This is a genomic window from Streptomyces triticagri (genome assembly GCF_003429565.1).
Taxonomy (GTDB): domain Bacteria; phylum Actinomycetota; class Actinomycetes; order Streptomycetales; family Streptomycetaceae; genus Streptomyces; species Streptomyces triticagri.
This window is the reverse complement of the sequence record NZ_QUAK01000164.1, coordinates 1-3,989: the sequence shown is the minus strand read 5'-3', so window position 1 is coordinate 3,989 and position 3,989 is coordinate 1. Positions and strand designations below refer to the sequence as shown.

The following is a 3,989-nucleotide window of genomic DNA, read 5'->3' as shown; positions in this document are numbered from 1 at the left end:
CTCCCGCGCCGCCTTCGCCGGCACCCCCACCGACACCCCACCCGCCCTCGACCTCGAACCCCAACGCCAAACCGTCCACGCCACCATCCACGCGCGCTTCACCATGATCCCCCCAACCCTCTGACTCTCCGCACCCCCACAACCGCACTCCGTACAGCCGCCACGCTCATCGGAGCGACCCCACGCACAATTCAACAGTTGTCAATAGCCCTTAAGGCAAAGGTTGTTGAGTAGTCACGCGCAGCCAAATCTCTACCCGCCAGTAAGGCCTAGGCTCGAACCATGCGCCGAGCAAAAATCGTCTGCACCCTGGGCCCCGCCACCGACACATACGACCAGATCAAAGCCCTGGTCGAAGCCGGAATGGACGTAGCCCGCTTCAACCTCAGCCACGGCACCTACGCCGAACACGAGGAGCGCTACCAGCGCGTACGCAAAGCCGCCGCAGAAACCGGCCGCAGCGTCGGAATCCTCGCCGACCTTCAAGGCCCGAAGATCCGCCTCGGCCGATTCACCGAAGGCCCCGTACTCCTTGAACGCGGCGACGACTTCACCATCACCGTCGAGAACGGCATCGAAGGCGACCGCCAAACCTGCGGCACCACCTACGACGGACTCGCCTCCGACGTCACCACAGGCGAACGCATCCTCGTCGACGACGGCAAAGTCACCCTCGAAGTCACCGGAGTCGACGGCCCCCGCGTCCACACCACCGTCATCGAAGGCGGCATGATCTCCGACCACAAGGGACTCAACCTCCCCGGAGTCGCCGTCTCCGTCCCCGCACTCTCCGACAAGGACGTCGAAGACCTCCGCTGGGCCCTGCGCACCGGCGCCGACATCATCGCCCTCTCCTTCGTCCGCACCGGCCGCGACATCGAAGACGTCCACCGCATCATGACCGAGGAGAACCGCCGCCTCCCCGTCATCGCCAAGGTCGAAAAACCCCAAGCCGTCGAGAACATCGACGACATCGTCGCCGCCTTCGACGGCATCATGGTCGCCCGCGGCGACCTCGGCGTCGAAATGCCCCTGGAACAAGTCCCGATCGTCCAGAAGCGCGCCATCAAACTCGCCAAACGCAACGCCAAACCGGTCATCGTCGCCACCCAGATGCTCGACTCGATGATCGACAACTCCCGCCCCACCCGCGCCGAAGCCTCCGACGTCGCCAACGCCGTCATCGACGGCACCGACGCCGTGATGCTCTCCGGCGAAACCAGCGTCGGCAAATACCCCATCGACACCGTGCGCACCATGAGCCGCATCGTCGAAGCCGCCGAGGAAGACATCCTCGCCAAGGGCCTCCCGCCGCTCACCGAACGCAACAAACCCCGCACCCAGGGCGGCGCCGTCGCCCGCGCAGCCGCCGAAATGGGCGACTTCCTCGGCGCCAAGTTCCTCGTCGCCTTCACCCAGTCCGGAGACACCGTCCGCCGGCTCTCCCGCTACCGCTCACCCATCCCCCTCCTCGCCTTCACCCCCGACACCTCCACCCACTCCCAGCTCAACCTCACCTGGGGCGTCGAAACATTCCTCGGCCCCGAGGTCGACTCCACGGACGCCATGGTCGCCCAGGTCGACGAACAACTCCTCAAGATCGGCCGCTGCGAACGAGGCGACATCGTCGTCATCACCGCCGGCTCCCCACCAGGAATCCCCGGCTCCACCAACCTCGTCCGAATCCACCACATCGGCGAGGACGACACCCCCAAGTGACCTCGCACCACCACGTCACCGTCGAGCGTGACGTCCACTTCCCGGAGCCCGCCGACGGCCAACAATGGGCCGTCGGCGCCGTCATCCTCGACCACCACGGCCGCGCCTTCGCCCAGCGGCGCAGCCCCGACCGCCGACTCTTCCCCGACTGCTGGGACATCGTCGGCGGCCACGTCGAACCAGGCGAAACCCTCCTCGACACCCTCGTACGAGAAGTCGACGAGGAAACTGGCTGGACCGTACGCCACATCCACCGCCTCCTCGGCATCACCACCTGGACCGGCGACGACGCCCACGGCCTCCGCCACGAAGCGGACTACCTCATCGAGGTCGACGGCGACCTGGCACGTCCGACCCTGGAATGGACGAAACACACGACCTACGACTGGTTCGGCCCCGAAGACCTCCCCCGCCTCACCGAAAACCGCGCCCCGGACGAGACCCTCATCCACGGCCTCATCGCCAAGGCCCTCAGGGGCGACTGAGAGTAACAGCCTTGCAGGGCTCAGTACTTGGGGCCGACGTGGGCGTCCATCAGCGCTACGGAGGCCTTGCGGGCCACGGAAATGTTGTACGGGTTGCCGTCACGGGTGCAGTGCGTCCACGTCACGCCGAGGCGGTCGAGGGTGTCGGTGAACAGCTCCCGGATGTCGTCGGAGACATTGGTGAAGAAGTACCGCGGATACTCATAGCGCTTCTTCACCCCGGCGACGATCCGCGTCGTCCAGTTCGTGATCCGACAACCGTCGGAGTGGATCAGGCCCCTGATGAACTCCCACGGGTGCGTATCGACGATCGGCTGCTGCCACGGCTCCAGGGCGATCTTGCGCTCGTGCTTCTTGCCGGGGCCGTATTGCGGGAAGAGGCACGGCCAGTGGTGGCTGTAAGCAGCCACCGCGACACATCCGGCCGCCTGGACGCGCGCAGCCCTGTTGCTCGGATTGATCGTCCTCACGGCCGCTACGCATTCGTCGATGAGTCCGGGCCACGCATCTGCGCACGCGATCCGCAGGACGTAGCCGGTGCGCGGGCCTCGGCTGACGCACCCGTCTCCGAGATAGAGACCGAGAAGGTAGGAGTACGTCGCAGGGTCTGCCGGCGTCTCCGGTACTGCTCGGCACCGGCAGCAGGGGTCGGCTTCCGGGCCCGCGCGCCGCAGCGGTTCGATGCATGTCTGCCAGGAACGGATCGCAGCGCGCGATATGCCGGTTTCCTTGCTGACGGAGTTGAGGCTGCGGCCCTGGGCCACCAGATTCAGCGCGCGTTTGCGCGTGGGGATGTCGTACACATGGACGACTGTCGTTCGCTCGCGTGCTGTGCGGGCGGGAAGCCGGCTCCGGTCACGAGATCAAGTGAACCTCGACGATTCGCCTGCGACCTTGGAATCGAAGGAAAAGTGCCCCGGGTGGGATTCGAACCCACACTGTCGGTGGTTTGAGCACCGTTTCTCTAACCAGTTGGAATACCGGGGCCTTTGAAAGGAAGGTTTGGGACGTCCCTTCGGTCCACCACCTTACCGCAGCTAGGTACGCTCTTGTCAGCAGTATCTGCCCCGCACCGAGGAGCCCCCGTGACGACCCCCGAGTCACCCCAGCCCGTAGCCGATGAGGATCAGGCGCATGTGCCTCCGATGACGACCAGGGTCGTCATCGCTGAGGACGAGGCGTTGATTCGGCTTGATCTCAAGGAGATGCTCGAGGAGGAGGGGTACTCCGTCGTCGGTGAGGCGGGGGACGGGCAGCGGGCGATCGAGCTGGCTCGGGAGCACAGTCCCGATCTGGTGATTCTGGATGTGAAGATGCCGGTGCTCGACGGGATCTCCGCGGCGGAGAAGATCACGGAGGAGAGCATCGCGCCGGTGCTGATGCTGACGGCGTTCTCGCAGCGGGATCTGGTGGAGCGGGCGCGGGACGCCGGGGCGATGGCGTATCTGGTGAAGCCGTTCAGCAAGGGTGATGTGGTGCCGGCGATCGAGATGGCGGTGTCGCGGTACACGGAGTTGAAGGCGTTGGAGAAGGAGGTTGCGGATCTTTCGCAGCGTCTGGAGACGCGGAAGCTGGTGGATCGGGCGAAGTCGATTTTGCAGACGGAGTACGGGTTGTCGGAGCCGGCGGCGTTCCGGTGGATTCAGAAGACGTCGATGGATCGTCGGATGTCGATGCAGCAGGTGGCGGAGGCTGTGGTGGAGGACTCGGAGGAGAAGAAGAAGCAGGTGTGAGGGGTTGGTGGTACGGCTGAGGCCCGCACCCGGAGGTTTCTCCGGGTGCGGG

4 protein-coding genes and 1 tRNA gene are annotated in these 3,989 nt (G+C 65.5%); 3 read left to right on the top strand and 2 right to left on the bottom strand.

From position 1 onward, the window contains the following. The first annotated feature begins 282 nt into the window (after positions 1-282). Complete coding sequence (gene pyk, locus DY218_RS25510) at positions 283-1,719, top strand: pyruvate kinase (RefSeq protein ID WP_128558494.1); 1,437 nt, start codon at positions 283-285, stop codon at positions 1,717-1,719. Continuing rightward, on the top strand, positions 1,716-2,204 hold the full coding sequence (locus tag DY218_RS25505; protein WP_128558493.1) for an NUDIX hydrolase: 489 nt from the start codon (positions 1,716-1,718) through the stop codon (positions 2,202-2,204). Before pyk ends, DY218_RS25505 begins: the two co-directional genes overlap by 4 nt. Positions 2,205-2,224: 20 nt before the next feature. On the opposite strand, the gene DY218_RS25500 is transcribed toward DY218_RS25505, so the two are convergent. Both DY218_RS25500 and DY218_RS25495 read right to left on the bottom strand, forming a co-directional pair. Further along, positions 2,225-3,007, bottom strand: a complete 783-nt coding sequence (locus DY218_RS25500; RefSeq protein WP_128558492.1) for a helix-turn-helix domain-containing protein — start codon at positions 3,005-3,007, stop codon at positions 2,225-2,227. Positions 3,008-3,116: 109 nt separating this feature from the next. Beyond that, a tRNA-Leu gene (locus tag DY218_RS25495) sits at positions 3,117-3,191 on the bottom strand. 98 nt (positions 3,192-3,289) lie between these two features. Between DY218_RS25495 and DY218_RS25490 the strand changes: the two genes are divergently transcribed. Then, a complete protein-coding gene (locus DY218_RS25490; RefSeq protein ID WP_128558491.1) occupies positions 3,290-3,937 on the top strand; it encodes an ANTAR domain-containing response regulator in 648 nt (215 codons plus the stop codon). Positions 3,938-3,989 lie beyond the last annotated feature (52 nt).

Excerpts from the sequence above, each read along its gene's own strand:
- pyk (WP_128558494.1), top strand. The coding sequence starts at position 283 with ATGCGCCGAGCAAAAATCGTCTGCACCCTGGGCCCCGCCACCGACACA.